Annotated in this window: 20 protein-coding genes and 4 pseudogenes; 18 read left to right on the plus strand and 6 right to left on the minus strand. The window is 51.3% G+C overall.

The window, feature by feature from the left end; translation table 11 throughout:
- Nucleotides 1-24: 24 nt before the first annotated feature.
- The 11 genes from ASN_RS14505 (at nt 25) to ASN_RS14555 (ending at nt 9,062) form a co-directional block, all read left to right on the plus strand.
- A complete protein-coding gene (locus tag ASN_RS14505) occupies nt 25-1,974 on the plus strand; it encodes a hypothetical protein (RefSeq protein WP_058988576.1) in 1,950 nt (649 codons plus the stop codon).
- An 8-nt stretch (nt 1,975-1,982) separates the two neighbouring features.
- A complete protein-coding gene (locus tag ASN_RS14510; RefSeq protein ID WP_058988577.1) occupies nt 1,983-2,750 on the plus strand; it encodes an endonuclease toxin domain-containing protein in 768 nt (255 codons plus the stop codon).
- 2 nt (nt 2,751-2,752) lie between these two features.
- A complete protein-coding gene (locus ASN_RS18995) occupies nt 2,753-3,304 on the plus strand; it encodes a hypothetical protein (RefSeq protein ID WP_082666708.1) in 552 nt (183 codons plus the stop codon).
- Between the two features lie 74 nt (nt 3,305-3,378).
- Nucleotides 3,379-3,660, plus strand: a complete 282-nt coding sequence (locus ASN_RS14520) for a hypothetical protein (RefSeq protein ID WP_058988579.1) — start codon at nt 3,379-3,381, stop codon at nt 3,658-3,660.
- 8 nt (nt 3,661-3,668) lie between these two features.
- Nucleotides 3,669-4,436, plus strand: a complete 768-nt coding sequence (locus ASN_RS14525; protein WP_058988580.1) for an endonuclease toxin domain-containing protein — start codon at nt 3,669-3,671, stop codon at nt 4,434-4,436.
- Nucleotides 4,437-4,438: 2 nt separating this feature from the next.
- Entirely contained in the window at nt 4,439-4,990 is a 552-nt protein-coding gene (locus ASN_RS14530; RefSeq protein WP_086898825.1) for a contact-dependent growth inhibition system immunity protein, read from the plus strand.
- A gap of 48 nt (nt 4,991-5,038) precedes the next feature.
- Nucleotides 5,039-5,596, plus strand: coding sequence for a contact-dependent growth inhibition system immunity protein (locus ASN_RS14535; protein ID WP_058988581.1), 558 nt, complete (start codon nt 5,039-5,041; stop codon nt 5,594-5,596).
- The gene (locus ASN_RS14540; protein WP_058988582.1) at nt 5,596-6,672 is read left to right on the plus strand and encodes an endonuclease toxin domain-containing protein; all 1,077 of its coding nucleotides are present in this window, start codon (nt 5,596-5,598) and stop codon (nt 6,670-6,672) included. Before ASN_RS14535 ends, ASN_RS14540 begins: the two co-directional genes overlap by 1 nt.
- Before the next feature lie 2 nt (nt 6,673-6,674).
- A complete protein-coding gene (locus ASN_RS14545; protein WP_157765194.1) occupies nt 6,675-7,226 on the plus strand; it encodes a contact-dependent growth inhibition system immunity protein in 552 nt (183 codons plus the stop codon).
- An 898-nt stretch (nt 7,227-8,124) separates the two neighbouring features.
- Nucleotides 8,125-8,409, plus strand: a complete 285-nt coding sequence (locus ASN_RS14550; protein ID WP_058988583.1) for a hypothetical protein — start codon at nt 8,125-8,127, stop codon at nt 8,407-8,409.
- Nucleotides 8,409-9,062 (plus strand): contact-dependent growth inhibition system immunity protein, encoded by a 654-nt coding sequence (locus ASN_RS14555; protein ID WP_157765195.1) that lies wholly within the window; start codon nt 8,409-8,411, stop codon nt 9,060-9,062. The genes ASN_RS14550 and ASN_RS14555 overlap by 1 nt, the downstream gene beginning before the upstream one ends.
- A gap of 263 nt (nt 9,063-9,325) precedes the next feature.
- Here ASN_RS14555 and ASN_RS20485 read toward each other — a convergent pair.
- Both ASN_RS20485 and ASN_RS14570 read right to left on the minus strand, forming a co-directional pair.
- Nucleotides 9,326-9,630 (minus strand): annotated as a pseudogene (locus ASN_RS20485) (VapC toxin family PIN domain ribonuclease); the annotation flags it as partial.
- Nucleotides 9,627-10,520, minus strand: a pseudogene (locus tag ASN_RS14570) (DDE-type integrase/transposase/recombinase). The pseudogenes ASN_RS14570 and ASN_RS20485, both read right to left, overlap by 4 nt.
- A gap of 171 nt (nt 10,521-10,691) precedes the next feature.
- Here ASN_RS14570 and ASN_RS19295 point away from each other — a divergent pair.
- The 3 genes and pseudogenes from ASN_RS19295 to ASN_RS20290 all read left to right on the plus strand — a co-directional run.
- Nucleotides 10,692-10,871 (plus strand): annotated as a pseudogene (locus ASN_RS19295) (IS5/IS1182 family transposase); the annotation flags it as partial.
- Between the two features lie 43 nt (nt 10,872-10,914).
- Nucleotides 10,915-11,373 (plus strand): isochorismatase family protein, encoded by a 459-nt coding sequence (locus ASN_RS14575; RefSeq protein WP_058988585.1) that lies wholly within the window; start codon nt 10,915-10,917, stop codon nt 11,371-11,373.
- A gap of 60 nt (nt 11,374-11,433) precedes the next feature.
- Complete coding sequence (locus ASN_RS20290) at nt 11,434-11,976, plus strand: NADPH-dependent FMN reductase (RefSeq protein WP_058988586.1); 543 nt, start codon at nt 11,434-11,436, stop codon at nt 11,974-11,976.
- A gap of 170 nt (nt 11,977-12,146) precedes the next feature.
- Here ASN_RS20290 and ASN_RS14585 read toward each other — a convergent pair whose 3' ends face one another.
- Entirely contained in the window at nt 12,147-12,683 is a 537-nt protein-coding gene (locus ASN_RS14585; protein ID WP_058988587.1) for a hypothetical protein, read from the minus strand.
- A complete protein-coding gene (locus tag ASN_RS14590) occupies nt 12,680-13,462 on the minus strand; it encodes a helix-turn-helix transcriptional regulator (protein WP_058988588.1) in 783 nt (260 codons plus the stop codon). The genes ASN_RS14585 and ASN_RS14590 overlap by 4 nt, the downstream gene beginning before the upstream one ends.
- A 99-nt stretch (nt 13,463-13,561) precedes the next feature.
- Between ASN_RS14590 and ASN_RS14595 the strand changes: the two genes are divergently transcribed.
- The 4 genes and pseudogenes from ASN_RS14595 to ASN_RS14610 all read left to right on the plus strand — a co-directional run bounded on the left by ASN_RS14595 (nt 13,562) and on the right by ASN_RS14610 (nt 16,037).
- Nucleotides 13,562-14,317, plus strand: a complete 756-nt coding sequence (locus tag ASN_RS14595; RefSeq protein WP_058988589.1) for a class I SAM-dependent methyltransferase — start codon at nt 13,562-13,564, stop codon at nt 14,315-14,317.
- Between the two features lie 85 nt (nt 14,318-14,402).
- Nucleotides 14,403-14,869: pseudogene (locus tag ASN_RS14600) on the plus strand (YbaK/EbsC family protein).
- A 269-nt stretch (nt 14,870-15,138) separates the two neighbouring features.
- Nucleotides 15,139-15,621 (plus strand): Hsp20 family protein, encoded by a 483-nt coding sequence (locus ASN_RS14605; RefSeq protein WP_058988590.1) that lies wholly within the window; start codon nt 15,139-15,141, stop codon nt 15,619-15,621.
- Nucleotides 15,622-15,707: 86 nt separating this feature from the next.
- Nucleotides 15,708-16,037 (plus strand): hypothetical protein, encoded by a 330-nt coding sequence (locus ASN_RS14610; RefSeq protein ID WP_058988591.1) that lies wholly within the window; start codon nt 15,708-15,710, stop codon nt 16,035-16,037.
- 53 nt (nt 16,038-16,090) lie between these two features.
- Here ASN_RS14610 and ASN_RS14615 read toward each other — a convergent pair whose 3' ends face one another.
- A complete protein-coding gene (locus ASN_RS14615; protein ID WP_058989366.1) occupies nt 16,091-16,648 on the minus strand; it encodes a phosphate-starvation-inducible PsiE family protein in 558 nt (185 codons plus the stop codon).
- A 158-nt stretch (nt 16,649-16,806) separates the two neighbouring features.
- Nucleotides 16,807-17,382: a hypothetical protein gene (locus ASN_RS14620; RefSeq protein ID WP_058988592.1), complete on the minus strand. Its 576-nt coding sequence runs from the start codon at nt 17,380-17,382 to the stop codon at nt 16,807-16,809.
- Between the last annotated feature and the right edge of the window lies 1 nt (nt 17,383).

The following is a 17,383-nucleotide window of genomic DNA, read 5'->3' on the forward strand; positions in this document are numbered from 1 at the left end:
TCTACCCTGGGCACAACGGGGAAGATGCAATTTCTCTCCCCCTCTTCAGCCATTTTTGTTTCTGACACCGCCTCCAGCTCAGGATCTGAGACCGCACGAGCGGCAACGCCGTCAGCCGGCCTGACGGCTGTCTCCTTCCTCGCTGTCACCGGATCAAATTTCTCCTGGCCTGGTTTTACGACCCCAGCGCCCCAGACCTGGAATACGGCCGAAGAGGCTGACAAATACATCTTCAACACGATTGAAGAACGTGATCCCACAGCAGCGGAATCTGCAACCTACATCCCAAAACTGGAAGCGTTGCCTGCAACCCAGACCGTCATCAATGGTGTACTCGTAAATTATCGGGATATCACACCGGTCATGTCGGAAGTCGCGCATCTTCAGATCACAACCGACAAACTTCAAGGTCAATTCCAAACGGCAATGGGAGACAATGCCTCTTCTGACGTCATTTCAGCAGGAGAAGATTACCTTGGCAAAGGTGTCTCCTTCGGAACATTGCGTGAAGCCATTTTCAATTCTGATGCGGAAAAGAGTGCGATTAGCACCGTTTATCAGGAGGTCCATGGCCAGGCTGCAAATGATACAGACCAACAATATGCCAAACAGCAACTGTTTCAGAATGGTATAACGTTCCAGCAATTCCGGATCAACGAGGCCCATTCGTGGCGAGCAACGGATGAATTGAAGCAGGTTATTCGGGATATTCAGGATCGTGAACCGGGTGATTACGATAACGGTTGGATCCAGTCTCAGGAAGACCAGATCGGCAACGGCCAGCAGACTTTCGGTTCAGTTCGGCATGGGCTGATCTATAATGATGGTGAGAACGGCATCTTCGATAGCTACGAGCAGAAGCTCTATGGTGTCAATGCTGACGATCCGACGCGAACCTGGTTACAGTCGAACCTTGATGACGGGAAGAGCTTACGGGAGATTCGGGTGATTGATGCCCATTCAAGCCGGATGCAGGATACCCTGATGCAATTGATCCGTGACGTACAGGGCCGGGAACCTGCAAGCTCTGGAAGTGATGAGTCATTCATCCAGTCCTGGATGAATGACCTTGGAAACGGAAACACGACACTTGCAACCTTGTATTCTGGCCTGGCATCTTATGACGATGATCTTCTCAGACAGCAGGTTAAATTCGTAACCGATCAGGATGTCGGTGCCGATGATTCATGGGTCGTCAGCACGAAACAGCAAATCGGCAATCGGCAGGAAACGCTCGCGAGTGCCCGAAATAACCTGATTAATTCAGACAGGGCCAATGCCGCCTTCGATGTCTATGAACAGAGGCTGTACGCTGTCAACGCAGGTAGCGCGGACAGAGACTGGCTACGCTCCAACCTCAATAGCGGCACAAGCCTCTCAGGTATTCGTGTGATTGATGCGCATTCTGACAGAATGCAGGGCACCCTGAATCAGCTGATCCGTGATGTGCAGGGCCGCGAACCAACACCAACCGGAGATGAACAGAGATTCATTCAGTCCTGGATGAACGACATGGGAAACAACACCCGTACGCTCAACCAGACCTACTCAGAACTGGCAACTTACGACGATGGCATCCTCAAGCAGCAGGTTAAGTTTGTAACGGGGCAGGATGTCGGCAGCGATGACAGTTGGGTCAGCGGGTCAATCCAACAGATTGGCAACCGCCAGACCACTTACTGGGGTGCGGTCATGACCCTGACACAGTCTGATCGGGCCCATGGTGTCATTCAGGATGTCTATGCCGACTGGGGGCAGCTCCCACCGGATACTACCGCACTCCAGACCGCAGGCACAGCCCTCTATAATCTCTCCTATGCCTGGACCACCACCATACAGAACCAGACAGCCGATCAACTCGCCGCAGAAGCCGCAGCTTATCAGCCGATAGCTGGCACCGCTTCCTATGGGCAGATCATCGAAAATATTCCCTGTCCATTAATCAGGCCAAGGCCGTGCTCGCAAGTGCTTTGACAGATCCCATGATGAACGATGCCGGGACAGCAGATCAGTTTCGTCAGGTAATATCAACTGGTGGTACTGGATTAGTCGAAGCTGTTGCCGATCAGGAAGACGTCCAGAACAATATTAATGATGTCATTCAGGAAGGGGATAAGGATCCCTGTGATGTTCCGACTTTCAAAGGGAAACATTCAGAAGACGTACAAAATAGCGATATTGCCGCCGCAAATAATGTAGACGGTCGCCAGATGGCAGGACGGCCAACAATTCAATGGAAAGACGGTGTGCAATGGGTATCAAAAGGAAATGGTATCCAGGCACAAGGAAATCCCTTTGAAGTCTGGGATGCGCAAAGACTTAAAGATCAAGGATATGACTGGCTCGCAGATTATCAAACGCCGAAAAGCAACTGGAAAAGTTTTGATGAGTGGAACAATAACTCCAGAACAGCAATTAGCGATAAAACTATGGATCTCGGGGCCCCATACTACAAAATACAGAGAAACATTCAGGCTCGAATCTTGGCAAACGTGCAACAAATGATACGGTACGATACAGACTCTGGTCCTTACCGCTATAATGATGGCTCTTCAAAAGTTGGAACAAGCGTCGAATTTTCTAAAACAGAAATTAATCATTATGTACTCGATCTTGGCGTTCCATCTGACCCAACGGATGATCAATGGCAAGCGATCTGCAAAGCGCTTCAGCGTGCCAAGGACCGGGTCGCTATGGATCCTACAACAAATGGAAAAGACATTGACTTTAGAATTAAGGAAATTACTTAATTATGCAGGGAATGGATGATTCACCAAAAATAAAACGAGCAAATATTCTTCGAACGCGGAAATATATTGCTATTATATGTAATGATAGGTGGGGTGGAATACATTTTTCTCCTAAGGAAGCGTCCGTTTTTATCGAACGAAAAGATGCAACTTCAATATGGATCGGAAACAACTTAAAAACCGCCCTTCGTTCTAGTCGGGATTTATCATACAAATTTGGTAAAGATACTCTGCCCCAAGATATGAGTGAAGAAATAATCGGCTTATCGAGATCAGCCGAACGAACTTTCTGGTTCCGTATACGTGATGTGTTTGGATTTAAAGATCATATAACCGCAATGTCTAAATCTGCTTTAGTTTTTGCCTCTTGGCAATGCGATGACACAGATCTAGTCTGTCTAAAAGCCTCACGTGGACGAGGAGCTGGACATTCTGCTTGGTATGAGGGGGAAAACCAAGGCAGGGTTTTTCATGTTTCGATTAATGCGTCTGACGAAGAGCTTGGGAGCATTGCTCTACAAGCCTTGGATGCTTGCCAACCCAATTATGCCTGAAAGATCAAAACAGCTGGGTCAGCGGGTCAATCCAGCAGATTGGCAACCGCCAGACGACTTACTGGGGTGCGATCATGACCCTGACACAGTCTGATCGGGCCCATGGTGTCATTCAGGATGTCTATGCTGACTGGGGGCAACTCCCACCGGACACTGCCGCACTCCAGACCGCAGGCACGGCCCTGTATAATCTCTCCTATGCCTGGACCACCACCATACAGAACCAGACAGCCGATCAACTCGCCGCAGAAGCCGCAGTTTATCAGCCGATAGCTGGCACCGCTTCCTATGGGCAAATCATCGAAATATTTCCCTGTCCATTAATCAGGCCAAGGCCGTGCTCGCAAGTGCTTTGACAGATCCCATGATGAACGATGCCGGGACAGCAGATCAGTTTCGTCAGGTAATATCAACTGGTGGTACTGGATTAGTCGAAGCTGTTGCCGATCAGGAAGACGTCCAGAACAATATTAATGATGTCATTCAGGAAGGGGATAAGGATCCCTGTGATGTTCCGACTTTCAAAGGGAAACATTCAGAAGACGTACAAAATAGCGATATTGCCGCCGCAAATAATGTAGACGGTCGCCAGATGGCAGGACGGCCAACAATTCAATGGAAAGACGGTGTGCAATGGGTATCAAAAGGAAATGGTATCCAGGCACAAGGAAATCCCTTTGAAGTCTGGGATGCGCAAAGACTTAAAGATCAAGGATATGACTGGCTCGCAGATTATCAAACACCAAAAAGCAACTGGAAGACAATTGACGAATGGCAGGCATCATCAGGCATAGCCGTGAGCGACAAGACTATCGATATGGGAGCTAAGTCTTATCAGGTTATGAGAAATATACAGGGTAGACTTCTCGCCAATGTACAAGACATGATCCGTTATGAGTCCGATTTGGGACCATATCGTTACAATGATGGTTCTGACAAAGTCGGGACATCTCTTCAGGTAACCCAAACACAAATCAAACACTTTTCTTTGGATCTAGGTGTTCCAGTTGAGACAACGAATGAGCAGTGGGAAGCAATATGTAAAGCTCTTCAACGCGCAAAGGAACGTGTTGCCGAAGATTCGAGAACCAGTACAAAAGATATTGATTTCGCTGTGAGGATTATTACATAAAGATGAATAAACAATTCAACAAAACTGGCTCACGGCTGGCAAATATAATTCGAACTCGTAAATACTACGCAGTTATATGCCGTGACGATTGGGGTAGTAGTTTATTCTCTCCCTTTGGAGTGTCTGTTGTCATCCCCAGAAAACAAGTATCGACGATCTGGATTGGCAAAAATATGCGTAAAGCACTCACCACAAGTCGCGACTCTCAACCATGGTATGGTGACGGCCCAATCCCACAAAAAGACTTTGAACAAACACAAAGACGATCACGAGAAGCAGAACAGAAATTTTGGTTTGGGATTAGGGACGAATATGCTTTTAAAGATCATCTTGCCGCCATGTCAAAATCAGCACTTGTTTTCATAAACTGGGACTACGGAGAAACGGATCAGATACGTCTCCTCGCGTCAAGAGGCCAAGGTGGAGGACATTCCGCGTGGTATGAGGGAGAAAACCAAGGTAAAGTTTTTCATGTTTCGATCAATGCTTCCGACGAAGAGCTTGGGGCCGTTGCGCTACAAGCCCTTGATGCCTGCCAACCCAATTATGCCTGAAAGATTAAAAAAGAGTATTTCAATCCAGATTGATACGGTGAGCTGATCATGGCCGCGATACGTAGCAAAAGATGCAGCATCAGGCGAACGGATAAATGGATTTCCATAGAGTCCGAGGAAGTGTGGTATGGAACATATTTTTCCCGAAAAGGCCATGTCATTCATGCACCAAGGGATGTCACCCCCGAGTGGATCGGTCTCAATGTTCGCCTGGCTCTTCAAACCAGTGAGAGTTTTACGCCCATCGACGGAAGCTCTGTTGACCGAGAGGCTCGGATTGCCATGGAAGACGCCTCCAACGAACGCCGTCTTGCGTTCTGGGATGACATTACTGTATCGTATGGCTACAAAAGTCGCGACTTGGCTTGGAAGAAGTTTGATCTCGTGTTTGCATCATGGTGGTTTGATTTAACCAATGAGATCATGTTGAAGAGCACAAAAAGCTCTCGTGGTGGTGGGCATTCGGCATGGCCCAGAAACCGCAATGAGGGTCGCGTTTTTTCTGTTCCGATCGACGCCTCGGACAGGGACATCGGTGAGGTTGTCCTGAAAGCTTTTGCCAAATGCGAAGGGCCGGGCAAGTCCACAGAGCCCCTGTTCCCGTGATGCCTACGGCAGAAAACTTATATAGTTGCTCGTTTGGCAACTGCCAGACAACTTACTGGGGGCAGCTCCCACCGGATACTACCGCACTCCAGACCGCAGGCACAGCCCTGTATAATCTCTCCTATGCCTGGACCACCACCATACAGAACCAGACAGCCGATCAACTCGCCGCAGAAGCCGCAGCTTATCAGCCGATAGCTGGCACCGCTTCCTATGGGCAAATCATCGAAAATATTTCTCTGTCCATTAATCAGGCCAAGGCCGTGCTCGCAAGTGCTTTGACAGATCCCATGATGAACGATGCCGGGACAGCAGATCAGTTTCGTCAGGTAATATCAACTGGTGGTACTGGATTAGTCGAAGCTGTTGCCGATCAGGAAGACGTCCAGAACAATATTAATGATGTCATTCAGGAAGGGGATAAGGATCCCTGTGATGTTCCGACTTTCAAAGGGAAACATTCAGAAGACGTACAAAATAGCGATATTGCCGCCGCAAATAATGTAGACGGTCGCCAGATGGCAGGACGGCCAACAATTCAATGGAAAGACGGTGTGCAATGGGTATCCCAAGGAAATGGTATCCAGGCACAAGGAAACCCCTTTGAAGTCTGGGATGCTCAGAGACTAAAGAGCGAAGGATATTTCTGGTTGGCCGACTATAATTCTGATCGTAGTAACTGGAGAACTTTCGACGAATGGAATCGTGATTCTCAAACTGCTATCAGTGATAAGACAATCGATCTTAATGCATCAACTTATAAAGATAGAAGCAATAGTGCTCCGCCATCTGCTCAATTCATAAAGCGAATTCAAGGCCGTCTACTTGCCGACGTCCAGCAGATGATACGATATGATGAAGATAGTGGCACTTATCGCTACACCACCAATGTACCTACAAGCCCGACGCTCTCCTTTGCTCAAAATGATATTGATCATTATGTGCTTGATCTTGGTGTGCCTGCAGAACCAACGGATTCTCAATGGAAAGCAATATGCCAAGCTCTTCAGAAAGCAAACGATCGAGTTACCGGAACTGGCAAAACCATTGATTTCAAAGTGAAGGATATCGGTTGAATATGAGTGATGCAAAAGTCCGTGTTCGGAAAGCTCGTGCTCATCTAATACGAACCCGTAAATATATTGCTGTAATTTCAATGGATACTCGTGGAGGAAGTTTCTTTTCCACCACTGGATGGTCCACGTTTATCGACCACAAGGATGCTAATCCGGAATGGATTGGAGAAAACCTTCGTAAAGCTCTGGAAACAAGTCGGGACTATGTCGTTGAGTGGGGAGAATATCCTCTGCCACGAGAAAAAAACCTTGAGGAAGACAAAAAATCTTTTCCTGTCTATATGGATTTTTGGACACGTGTTCAGGAGAAATACGGCTTCAAGGACTGGCGAGAAGCGCAGACCAAATCAGCGCTTGTTTTTGCTAACTGGGAGTGTGAGCAAACAGATCAGATAAGGTTTTCTGCTTCAAGGGGAAGAGGAACAAGCCATTCAGCGTGGAGCACAAATGAAAACCAAGGTAAAGTTTTTCATGTTTCGATTAATGCTTCCGACGAAGCGCTTGGAGCCGTTGCTCTACAAGCCTTGGATGCTTGCCAACCCAATTATGCCTGAAAGATTAAAAAAGAGTATTTCAATCCAGATTGATACGGTGAGCTGATCATGGCTGTCATACGTAGCAAAAGTTGCAGCATCAGGCGAACCGATAAATGGATTTCCGTAGACTCTGAGGAAGTGTGGTATGGGATTTATTTTTCCCGGAAAGGCCACGTCATTCATGCACCAAGGAACGTCCCCCCCGAATGGATCGGTCGGAATGTTCGCCTGGCACTTCAGACCAGTGAGAGTTTTACACCCATCGATGGAGGTTCTCTTGACCGAGAGGCTCGGATTGCCATGGAAGAAGCCTCCAACGAACGCCGTCTTGCGTTCTGGGATGACATTACTGTATCGTATGGCTACAAAAGTCGTGATGTGGCCTGGAAAAAGTTTGACCTCGTAGCCGCATCATGGCGGTTTGATTCGACGAATGATATCGAATTGTTAAGCACAAAAAGCTCTCGTGGTGGAGGGCACTCGGCATGGCCCACTAATCGCGATAAAGGTCGTGTTTTTCTGTTCCGATCGACGCCTCGGACAGGGACATCGGTGAGGCCGTCCTGAAAGCTTTTGCCAAATGTGAAGGACCGGGCAAATCTACTGAGCCTTTATTCCCGTGATGCCTAAGGCAGAAAACTTAATCTGGTAAGTCCCTGTCCTTCACAATCAATACTGTTCAGGGGTAGGGCACTTCACTGTGAGACGTCGACGCAAACCGTGTATTCTTCCCAAACTGCGACCATATGGTACCAGACAGAAGCATTGTGCGATCATTTGGACAGATCGTTACATCGCAATTTATTCGTATGATATCTATGGAGGATCTCATTTTTCGCCTGAAGGTATTGCAACACACAGGCCTCGCGACGCTATTACACCAGTATGGCTTGGCAAAACGACAAGAGACGCACTCTTGGCAAGCCGTTTTCTGATCCCTGAAGAGTGTTTTGCTCCGGATGTTTCCCTTGATCGAGAAAAACGTATTGCTCTGGAAACAGCTTTTTCAGAACGTCGTCTTGCTTTTTGGGACGAGATTGCCGCGACTTATGGCTATAAAAACCGTGAAGCAGCCTGGAACAGAGACGACCAGACGCGCGCAGAGAGGAAAGCTCTCTGCAGAGTCTACCACGACGCCATGAACGACGTCTCCGCTGCCAACGGCAAGTCTCTGACATTCAACATTAACCCGGTGTCGTGATGAAGAAGCCGAAACAATTCGCTAAAGTCCCCCCTCCAGGCACGAAGCGCAAGTCGTGTTCGGTCAATCGTACGGACAGATACATAACCATTATCTCCGAGGAAATATGGGGGGGAATGTATTTCTCGCGGCGAGGGCTGGCGATCCATGCGGCACGCGATGTGACGCCCGAATGGATCAGCGCAAACGTAAGACAAGCTCTTGACACCAGTGAGTATTGTAGACCGCCCATTCACATTCCAATCGACGGAGAACAACTCATAGCAATGAAAGCTGCTTCTACCGAGCGGCGTCTCGCCTTCTGGGACGAAGTTGCCAGTACCTACGGCTATAAATTGAGGGAGATGGCTTGGAAGAAAACGGACCGTGTTTTTATTTCCTGGTGTTACGAATTAGAGCCTGATATCGTTGTCAAAGCATCTAAATGCTCCATTTCCGGTAATTATTCCACGTGGCGGCTGGACAAGAACGAAGGCCGCGTCTTTCGCGTCCCTTTTGCCGCCTACGACGAAGAGATTGGCAATACGGTCCTGAAAGCCTTTGCCAAGTGTCAAGGTCCGGGTAAATCTACCGAGCCCCTTTTTCCCGTGATACCTACGGCAAAAAATACCGTCGCAAACGATCAATCTAAGCGGCAGCAGCTATCAGGATAATTCTTGGTCTATCACCGCCAGATCAGAGAATGATTCCGATAAAAACAGCAAGAATCATTGATCCCGTCGATTTTTGGCTTGACCGATGATGCATGCTAGCGCCTGCCGCTCTATCCAGATGTCTCCGACCACCTGCAGGAAAACCCCTTCCTGCCTCTCGTTTGCATCCGGACCTTCGTCTCGTATCCTCTTCCCATAACACTTGGGTGTCATTGCAACGCACATATCCTCAAACGCGTGCGCTGCCGGGTCTGTCTCGGACATCAGGCATCTTCCCACGGATTGAGAACTCTTACACCGGCTGCCTCGAACGGCGACACGTCGCGGCTGGCCACGAGATAACCACGGGATGCGGCGGTCGCAGCGATATAGCAATCCGCCTTCCCGATCGCCCGCCCCTCAAACCTGGCTCGCGCCATTGCGCGGCATAAGCCTGTGACGCCGCCAAATCGAACGACAGGACACACCTCTCGAAGAGAGGCAGAACCTGCTGCTCCAACCGCTCATGAAGCACTGAACGCCGCCGACCGGCTGGCATCGCCCCGATCCCGAAACGCAACCCCGCTAGCTGTCAGGTTGTGAGACGTCATTGGCATAATCGAGGATTTCGTCGACCTGCTTCATGATGTCACGACTAGCCTGTTTGATGTGATCAGGATTACGGGACGCGGAATGTTTTTCAAGCCATGAGGAGATACGCTTGGCAGGAGATACGCCACCCAGAACACGCTGCGAGCGATAATTGTAAGCGAAACAGAAGCCTCTGAGTAGAATTTCCAGATCCTTATGGCTTGAGACACAGACCGGCAACATCTCTGTCGTGACACGGCCATTGAAGCGTTCGACCATTCCATTGGTCTGAGGAGAGTAAGCTTTGGTCCGACGTCGGTCGATTCCCATGTCCTGACAGGCTTTTTCGAAGGCATCCGCCGTAAAGCAGGAGCCACGATCGGTCAGAATATGGGTGATCCGGAACGGAAAGACGGTTTTGACAGCTTTGAGGAAATCGAAGGAATTATCGGCATTCTCCCCGTCATAGACGGCCAGATGGACCGAGCGGGAGCATCTATCGTTCTCCATCTGCCGTCTGCAATTTAGGAAGATGTTTCATATCGATATGGACATAACCGGGATCGTAATCCCGGAATGTTCCCGAACTGGTGCGGTCTTTGGGGCAGAAGGTAGCCCGTTCAATCCAGCATCTTTCAGAATACGCCAGATGCTGTCCCGATATATAAGGCAGGAAATGCCGCACTCTTCCTCCGAGGCTTTCCAGGTCAGTTTCCAGGGACGACTGCTGTGGTTCTGGCAGGCGTCTGAATCACGCCTGCGCCACTTGCGGACAGTTTCATCGCTGATCCCGTAGCGTCTGGCGAGCACGGATGCCGGTTCTGATGAACGCGCTATGTCAGCCCGGACGGCTGGTGTCGTGCGTGCCTGTAGATGGATCTGAAGCATCATTCGTTCTCTCTGCAGACGGAAGAAAACCATAGAGCGTAACACGGTATTTCCCACGCTACATCATCCCAATGACGTCTCATAACCTGACTGCTAGTCACCCACCCAATCACCATAGGAGGCATGGAATCATAGACATGCACATAAACCATGGGGTTTTTAGAACCCTCCAGATGGAGCGGTTATCATAGAAGAAGCCGTATCGAGACGAAAATGCACTGCATCAAACTGCTGGGGCAGCGTCTGACGGCCTAGGATTTCGACCGTCAGGTCACGGAGGTTCACGTCCGCGTCGCCATACTCAACCAAATTACAGCACTCGGAATCCCTCTCACACACGCCGTCCAGTAAAAGAGGGTCATAAAAGACCTATTCCCGCTCATATCGCTGATTTGTGCAACAGAGCCGGCGGAGATCATGGGGGAGGGCAGCAGCCAGGAAGTCTTACCGGGGTCGGGCTGGCATTGGCGGGCACTCTGTTCTTTTCACTGGGCAATATGGCGCACAGATCAACGAGCTTGTCCTGCTGAAGGAAGGGGAGCCGGTAGTTCTCAAGCACCATCCGAACGCATTCCGGGATGCGAACCTTAAAACACTTCTTGATGAGCGGGAAATTCGGAAACTGACCATTCTAGGCGCAATGAGCCATGTCTGCATCGACGCGACCGTCCGTGCTGCGGTTGACTTCGGATGCGACGTGACCGGGGTGCATGACGCGATCGCCACGCGTGATCTGGAGTTCAACCGGACAGAAGTTCCGGCAAATCAGGTCCATTCTGCATATATGGCGGCGTTGGCATTCGCCTATGCAAAAGTCATGCCGACAGGTAAGATAATCCATACCTCGGAATGAGGTGTTATCGACAGCCATAGCTCCAGGGTTTTATATGAATATGATAATTAAAGCATTATCGTGAAAATATTGGCTATTTCAGGAAGCGCACGACACAACTCGACAAATACTGCGATGCTGCGCGCTCTGTCGTTCATGGCGCCAGCGACATTTTCTATCTCAGTATTTGATCAGGTGAGTGCGCTTCCGGTGTTCTCGCCAGACCTGGAAACGGGTGAACTTCCGCCACAAGTGTGTACCTTCATGGATCAGGTCGCTGCGAGTGACGGTCTGATCGTGTCCAGCCCGGAATATGTGCGCAGCATTCCCGGAGGACTGAAAAATGCCATTGACTGGCTTGTCTCCGGTCATCTTCTTACTGAAAAGCCGATTGCCCTGATGCATGCTTCGCATCGGGGAGACGATATGCTTGCCGATCTGCGCACTGTATTCGGCACGGTCAGCAGTAAATTCTCCTGTGATCTTTTTCTTCGGTTCAGTCTCATGAACTTGACGTCCAACCAAATATCCGAAGTGCTGTCTGAGCCTCAAAATCGTGACAGGATCAAAGTGTTTCTGGAGAGTTTCTCTCTACTTGTACCGCAAAAGGCTGGCTTTTCATGAGTACCGTTGAAATGCCCGAGCCGCCTTATTACGCTGTTATTTTCACATTAGTAAGGACAGAGACTTCCGGCAGGTATCATAAAACTGCTCTGGAAATGGTGAGACTGGCCGGAACCATAGCGGCCTTTCTGGGGATTGCGAAATGCGGCGCTGAAAGTCGGGATACGACTTCATGACTGCAGCTCAACAATCCTGCGAATATTCCAGAGCATGCGGCTGCGTAGTAACCCGCTGATGGGGCGGATCAGAAACCAGTACGGCGTAAAGCGTTGTCGGGCCTTGTCACTGAGGCAGAGAACACGTGTTTCGGTTATAAGGCGGCACTTGCTCTTGCTGATGGGAACGACAGTAAAACCAAGAACCAGTTTACAGAGATCTCCCTGCTGTCCAGCCATGAAAGTGTTAGGAGAAGGAATGGAGCGCAGTCCATAATCGGGATGCCAGAACGCTCCGACCAGACCATAGGTAAGTGCGTGTCGGGTACGCGCCAAAAGCGTAAAATCGTCAAGATCCAGTGGCGGGGCGGACAGGCGCTTCATCAGTCGGCCAGGAAGTTCACGCAGACGGATAATCTGGCGCACAAGGGGATCATTCTGTACGCGGAAAGCTGCAACGGCATCAAGAATATCAGATGCCTGACCTCGAATGATAATCGCGTGATGTTCAGAAAAATCATAATGTGGAAGAAAGATTTCGAAAGTGTTCATCGTGGTTTCAGTGCTACCAGCTGGTAGTGTGGCCATGTCGTGAAGGTGAGAGTAGTCTGGTCAAAGTCCAATGGACCATCAGTCGGATGTTGAAACCGACGAGGGCCGCCTTCTCGTAGTAATACACTTTGATTGTGCCACAGCCGTTCAAAATCCGGACTTCGGGATCGAAGCTCCTGCACGAGTGTTTCCACCAGATGCGTGTCGCCATGGATGCTGGCAGCCCGGAATTCGGCAAGAACCCGTCGGGCACTGCCTTCCCAGTCATCCAGAAAGGTTCGGGCTTGGAGGTCGAGAAAGACATAGCGCAGCAGGTTGCGCTCATTACTGTCCAGCCATCCAACAAAGAGACGCCGGCCCGCTTTGTTGGCGACGCAGGCATTCCACAGGGGATCCAGCACATAACAAGGCATGGTTACCTGCTCCGGGAAAGTCCGGACGGGTTCTGGAAGACTGGATGCGGTGACTGGCCGTGAGGCATCGGGATCCTTCAACTGTGCCAGTTCAAACAGATAGAGCCTTTCGGCAGGGGATAGATGCAGAGCCGTGGCAATACGCGCCAGTGTCGTCGTCGAGCAGGAGACATTCCGCCCTTGTTCCAGCCACGTATACCACGTCGTGCTGATACCACAGAGTTGGGCGGCTTCTTCCCGCCGCAACCCCCGTGCCCGCCGCCGTCCGGGCAAGACATGCAATCCAACGTCCTGGGGAGACAGGGTGTCACGCCGCGCACGCAGAAAGGCTCCAAGGGAGCGGTGCTGTTCAGAAGGAAGGTTCATGATGGTGGTTTTTATACCAGTATAAAATGAGACCTTATCCCTTCTTTTTGTACCCGGCAATCTGGCGTCGCAGATTACATAAGAGGCAGGTGAGAAAAGATGACGGATTCATACACAGCAAGGCATTATGGCGACCGGGCACAGGACTATGTTGCCAGCGCAGTGCACAGTCAGGGCAGCGATCTGGACAGGATCGAAGGTCTTGTCGCGGGCAAAGGGCTGCGGCGCGTTCTGGACCTGGGCTGTGGAGGAGGGCACGTGACCTACCGTCTGGCGCCCCATGTCGAACAGGTGGTTGCCTGCGATATCACCGCTTCGATGCTGGAGGTCGTGGCGCACGAGGCGGCCCGGCGGAATTTGAACAATGTTACGACGATACAGGCCCCTGCAGAAGAACTGCCATTCGACGCTGGAACTTTTGACGCCGTGTTCTGTCGCTTTACCACCCACCACTGGTCGGATGCTCTGGCAGGTCTGCGGGAGGCTCGACGTGTCCTGACTTCTGCAGGCATGGTTCTGTTCATTGATGTGACGGCTCCATCTTCTGCCCTGCTGGATAGCTGGCTGCAGTCGATGGAACTGCTGCGTGATGTCTCGCATGTGCGGGATTATTCATCTGCCGAATGGACGGCTTTTCTGGGACAGGCGGGGTTTGCTCTGGAGGCCTTTCAGACCCATCGCCTGCGTATGGATTTCACAAGCTGGGTGGCACGCACGAAAACCCCGAGTGAGCGGGTTGTGGCCATCCGTTCTCTGCAGCAGGCCGCGCCGGAAGCGGTGAAGCGCTATTTCGGGATTGAGGCAGACGGAAGTTTCATGATTGATGTTGGCAGTTTTCGCGTGGCGCCGTTCTGAACCGATCTGTGATTGTGTCCGAGAAATGCAGGATGTGTAATCATCCGGACGACCAACAGTTTTCCAGCATTGTGGAGGGGAAGAGATGAGCCGGGAGTCCGTGCAGGCATTTTTCGAGGTAAATGCACCCGATATCGAACCGGTGGTGCTGACAGACAGCACGGCGACAGTGGCGGAAGCCGCTCAGGCGCTGGGTGTGGAGGAAGGGCAGATTGCCAAGACGCTCGCACTGAAAGTCGGGGATGAGCGGATCCTGGTTGTCATGGCCGGGACGGGACGGGACGGCTGGATAACCGCAAGACGAAGGATACGTTCGGCAACCGGCCTCGCATGCTGCCTGCGGACGAGGTACTGGAACTGACAAGCCATCCCGTTGGTGGCGTGTGCCCCTTTGGGCTGCCGCAGCCGATCAGAGTGTTCTGCGACATCTCCTTGCGTGCGTTTGACGAAGTCTGGCCCGCAGCAGGTGATCGGAACAGTTCCGTATGTCTGACGCCGGAGCAACTGGTGGAACTTGTTGGCGCAGAATGGGTCGATGTCAGCCAGCACTAATGTCGGATTTCGCCTTCTTTATCGACATTTTAAGGCCTGCATCAGTTTTCGGAGAGCAGACGTCGTTCTTCCAACGTTTCTTCTCTAAGCCGCAGTATTTCAGATCCACGATATAGGGAGAGTCGGGGATACAGTGTTATTTTCATTTTCGCCTCTTGAAGACTCTGAAGGGCAATCCAGATACAGATTGCTGGCTGCCGAAAGGGGTCGGCGTGCAGTCAGAAGCTGCATTAATCTTGTGTCCATGTTGCTCAAAGGAGAATATGGCTATGAGAGCCACTGTTGACTTTGCACCCCTGTTCCGTTCAAGCATCGGCTTTGACAGAATGCTGAACGCTCTTGATCTCGCCAACCGGATTCCGACGGTCGATAATTGGCCGCCTTACGACATCCTTAAGACCAGTGAGGATGATTACCGGATCGACATGGCGGTTGCCGGTCTTGCCGAGAATGACCTTACGATCACGCAGGAGCGTAATACTCTGGTCGTGACAGGGCGAAAGGCGCCCGAGCCGCAAGACGCGATCAAGTATCTCCATCGCGGCATTGCAGGCAGAGAGTTCGAATGTCGCTTCGCTCTGGCCGAGCATATGAAAGTCACCGACGCCCGCTTCGAGAACGGGCTCCTGTCCATCACCCTGAGGCGTGAGATACCGGAAGCGCTGAAACCGCGCCGTATCGCAATCACGTCGTCCACGACGCCTGCAGGGCAAGTTGTGCCTCAGATTGAGGCGCAGAAAGAGGCTGCCTGATGGCGTGACAAAAACTCTTCCCCGGTCGGCTGAACGATCAGGGGAAGTCTCGAAAGATCATGAGCATGAAAAGAATGAGAGGAGTTTTGTCGTGCCTGGCCCTGATTGCGCCTCTGCTGTGCCAATCGGGTGCATATGCTGATGGTGTTACCCGGAAGACCCAGACATCATTCGATGCAAGAACGGCACCGTCGACTTCTGCAACGCAAAAAAGCGAGCCGCGCACTCGTTATGTGGACGGCGCAGGCGATATGCTGATTGACCGGCTGAATGAAAGCCAGTTGGATCAGAACTATAATGGGCCGGTTTATTATCCCGGACAGCCCATCCCGCCCTTCCGGGCGATCAACACAGATCATCTGAGCCGATCAGGCCAGGAGACAACAAAGAATACGCCTTCGTCGCACGTCATGTAATATGAACCTTAGGAGAAGGTGGCACTTTCTCGTGCCGCCTTCTCCTTGACAGTTCAGGCCGAGGGATATCTGGCCTTGCGGCAGGACGGGGCAGTGTCTTCGAGACGTGCCTGTTCCCGGGCATCTCGCGCGACGCGTGCATCCTGTTCGCGAACCAACCAGTATACGATACCCAGAGCCAGAACAGCGGCTGAAAGAGCGAACAATTCTGCGGCGGTTACCTCATGCAGATCCAGCAGGATGAATTTGCGGGCAATCGCTAACAGGGCGATCAGAACTATGGTCCGCACCCGGATGACGTTCTCATGTTGGGCAAGAACGACCAACAAGGAATGCTTGAATTCAAGGGCGATGATGACAGTAAAGATCGCACCGAAAATCGTCTGAAAAACTGTCTGGTTGATAGGATCGACCCCGACGTCGACAACCAGATGCCAGACCGCCCCGATCAGATGCATCGTCGCAACGGCGCTGACCAGCATAATGAGCGCGATCAGGGTCAAGATGATCGCCTGTTCAAAGCGCTCATAGAATGTCAGGCCGCTGAACAGTCTGATGAGGCGGGACCAGTCCCTGCTGTGCCAGGAACGTTTCATGGAAATATCATCCATAACCGTTTTCCCATCCAATAACTGAATTATACTGTTTCACGTCTTCTGTTGGGCTTTCCCACAACGGAGCGTATCGCCATGCAGGACACGACACAGATCAAAAGCGTTCACCGTCCGTTTGAACCGCATCGCTTCGTTCCTGCGGGAAGGGACTGCTTTTACAGGACACTCCCGGCATGCTCGTTCACGGAACCTGCCGTCCGCGTATCCACGGCGGGGGTCAAGGTCGTGGCCTCAGGCTTTTGACTCTCGGGCTTTCCAACGGTCAGTGATGATACAAGCGTCGAGCAGGCCTTGCCTCCGGTGCTCGACACATGAACGATCGGCGCCGACTGACCGTTCGAGGTCATCATAATTGTCTGCGTACAGGATGCGCTGGGCTCACCGATACTGACAGCTTTGACACGCTGTTCGGACATGACCTGCTTCGGCAGCCCGTGCTCAATAGCCGGAACGGCGCGTAACGTGCTGACCAGTCGTGCTGTCAGTTCCCGGTCGGCAGCCTCCATGACAGCGATATCGCGTGTCATCATGCGATCAAGGGCGTCAAACATCGCGATATCGGATATCGAGGGGGTGGCGGGGATATTCTGGACTGGCACCAGAATGCCAACCTGATGCCCCTGCGCATCAATGACGTGCAAATTACCCTGTGCTTGCGCTGGCATGGCAGCCACCCCGAAAGCCAATGTGGCGACAACAGCGCCAGCGTGAAACATCCGCGAAAAATGCATT

This window comes from Acetobacter senegalensis, assembly GCF_001499615.1.
Taxonomy (GTDB): Bacteria; Pseudomonadota; Alphaproteobacteria; order Acetobacterales; family Acetobacteraceae; genus Acetobacter; species Acetobacter senegalensis.

What these genes read in the sequence shown, in the direction of transcription:
- ASN_RS14505 (WP_058988576.1), top strand. Translation starts at nt 25, where the DNA reads ATGCAATTTCTCTCCCCCTCTTCAGCCATTTTTGTTTCTGACACCGCC.
- ASN_RS14510 (WP_058988577.1), top strand. Translation starts at nt 1,983, where the DNA reads ATGATGAACGATGCCGGGACAGCAGATCAGTTTCGTCAGGTAATATCA.
- ASN_RS18995 (WP_082666708.1), top strand. Translation starts at nt 2,753, where the DNA reads ATGCAGGGAATGGATGATTCACCAAAAATAAAACGAGCAAATATTCTT.
- ASN_RS14520 (WP_058988579.1), top strand. Translation starts at nt 3,379, where the DNA reads ATGACCCTGACACAGTCTGATCGGGCCCATGGTGTCATTCAGGATGTC.
- ASN_RS14525 (WP_058988580.1), top strand. Translation starts at nt 3,669, where the DNA reads ATGATGAACGATGCCGGGACAGCAGATCAGTTTCGTCAGGTAATATCA.
- ASN_RS14530 (WP_086898825.1), top strand. Translation starts at nt 4,439, where the DNA reads ATGAATAAACAATTCAACAAAACTGGCTCACGGCTGGCAAATATAATT.
- ASN_RS14535 (WP_058988581.1), top strand. Translation starts at nt 5,039, where the DNA reads ATGGCCGCGATACGTAGCAAAAGATGCAGCATCAGGCGAACGGATAAA.
- ASN_RS14540 (WP_058988582.1), top strand. Translation starts at nt 5,596, where the DNA reads ATGCCTACGGCAGAAAACTTATATAGTTGCTCGTTTGGCAACTGCCAG.
- ASN_RS14545 (WP_157765194.1), top strand. Translation starts at nt 6,675, where the DNA reads ATGAGTGATGCAAAAGTCCGTGTTCGGAAAGCTCGTGCTCATCTAATA.
- ASN_RS14555 (WP_157765195.1), top strand. Translation starts at nt 8,409, where the DNA reads ATGAAGAAGCCGAAACAATTCGCTAAAGTCCCCCCTCCAGGCACGAAG.
- ASN_RS14585 (WP_058988587.1), bottom strand. Translation starts at nt 12,683, where the DNA reads ATGAACACTTTCGAAATCTTTCTTCCACATTATGATTTTTCTGAACAT.
- ASN_RS14590 (WP_058988588.1), bottom strand. Translation starts at nt 13,462, where the DNA reads ATGAACCTTCCTTCTGAACAGCACCGCTCCCTTGGAGCCTTTCTGCGT.
- ASN_RS14595 (WP_058988589.1), top strand. Translation starts at nt 13,562, where the DNA reads ATGACGGATTCATACACAGCAAGGCATTATGGCGACCGGGCACAGGAC.
- ASN_RS14605 (WP_058988590.1), top strand. Translation starts at nt 15,139, where the DNA reads ATGAGAGCCACTGTTGACTTTGCACCCCTGTTCCGTTCAAGCATCGGC.
- ASN_RS14615 (WP_058989366.1), bottom strand. Translation starts at nt 16,648, where the DNA reads ATGGATGATATTTCCATGAAACGTTCCTGGCACAGCAGGGACTGGTCC.
- ASN_RS14620 (WP_058988592.1), bottom strand. Translation starts at nt 17,382, where the DNA reads ATGCATTTTTCGCGGATGTTTCACGCTGGCGCTGTTGTCGCCACATTG.